At 42.6% G+C, this 1,467-nt stretch carries 2 protein-coding genes; both read right to left on the reverse strand.

Going from position 1 to position 1,467, the window contains the following annotated elements:
• The coding region (locus tag AC3WVG_RS11805) for a BREX protein BrxB domain-containing protein (RefSeq protein WP_488798316.1) at positions 1-476 on the reverse strand (476 nt) is incomplete at its 3' end.
• On the reverse strand, positions 451-1,221 hold the full coding sequence (locus tag AC3WVG_RS11810) for a BrxA family protein (protein WP_488798317.1): 771 nt from the start codon (positions 1,219-1,221) through the stop codon (positions 451-453). The genes AC3WVG_RS11810 and AC3WVG_RS11805, both read right to left, overlap by 26 nt.
• Positions 1,222-1,467: the final 246 nt, after the last annotated feature.

Raw genomic sequence — 1,467 nt, forward strand, 5'->3', positions numbered from 1 at the left:
GGGACCATTGTTCGGCCATGCATTTTGTCCAAAAGTGTGGAACACCTATAGATGCTGGGAGCCAGAACTCCGGCCCGGACAAGAAAGACTATATCTTTATCCGGACTGAGCCCTTGCATTCTACTCGCCAGAACATCTGGCAGTGGACGAAAGTCTTCATCTGACAAAATGGTATTGACTGTCTCTTGGGCACGTTCAAAACCAAATTGGTGCTCCTCTTCAACAATGGCATCTAATCCTTCTGTTTTCTCAATAATCTCCCAAAAGAGACGGCCAAGGGAAATGAACGTAACCCTTTTCTGATAATTCTGCTCAAGAGATATGGCTAACGACCGTATGTGCTTACGGCAAGTGAACTCTTCCTTGGGCTCATAACAAAATATTGCAAAGGGCAGGTCATGATAGGCGCTTATCCTAATAGGGCTTGCAGCCAAGTCCTGTTCCAGAACCCTAATTTCGTCTTCCAGCAATGACATCTGCCATCTCCTCCAGTGTGTTCGCAAAGAAATCTAACCTATGGATCCTTCCCGCCGCTTCATACCGAAGAAGGTTACTTTGATGGGCATCAAGAAAGAGCCTCTCCACAACTGGTGTATCCATGAGAAACAACTTCCAGTCATTATGCTTAATCAATTTCTCGCCAGAGACTCCAGATTTGAAAAGGCAAAAAGCTAAATATGCAAAGGATTCCACAGGAAGGTATGAGGGTGCAATTCGTTTCTTGGCTTTTCCTTCAAGGAGTCCAAAATCCCGTAGTGCGGCGAGCATACTCTGCGCGACTCTGGTGCTTACTGACCGAGACCATGATCGCCCCTGGCTCGTGATTTTTTCTTGAATCCAGCGTTCTGTTTCATCCACCCTAACAGTCGAATCCATGCTTTTAGACTTAGGCACAATTTCTTCCATAACGAAATCATATAGTATGTGTTCAGAACGGGCCGTGATCCAGTAGTATATCGGTCTCACTACCTCTATGCCAAGGTCACGATCTTCAAGAGGCCTGACGATCCTCCAGGCTTCGGGCGGATTGCCTTTCACAAACCGAGGCACAAAGGCCTCCTGATAAACATCCAGGACCCGTGTGCGGGAGCGTTTGCCGAGGATATTTTCCGAAACTATCCAATCTTTCTGTTGGCCCATGCCCTGATCTTTCCAGTACCGCACCAGGGCGCGCATATCATCCAATAGGGCACCACCTTTTTGAAGTCGGGATGTATACATCTTCTTCAACGTATGCTTTAATTTAAATAAAATTAAATAAAATTAGTTAATCAGTCAAGGATTTTCCTTTTTATATATTCATATATACTCAACTATCTATATTATCACATACAAAAATTAACAAAGTTTTTAAAGTGATTAAGTAAAGTCCTTATTAATTTTTATTGTTAAAAATTAAAATAAATAATTTCTTTGGTAATTACTTAATATAATCCACCTCTGATATAATTAAGGGAGGATCAGTTA

This window comes from Desulfovulcanus sp. (genome assembly GCF_982781345.1).

Coding starts and splice junctions, on each gene's coding strand:
- AC3WVG_RS11810 (WP_488798317.1), bottom strand. CDS start 1,221: ATGTATACATCCCGACTTCAAAAAGGTGGTGCCCTATTGGATGATATG.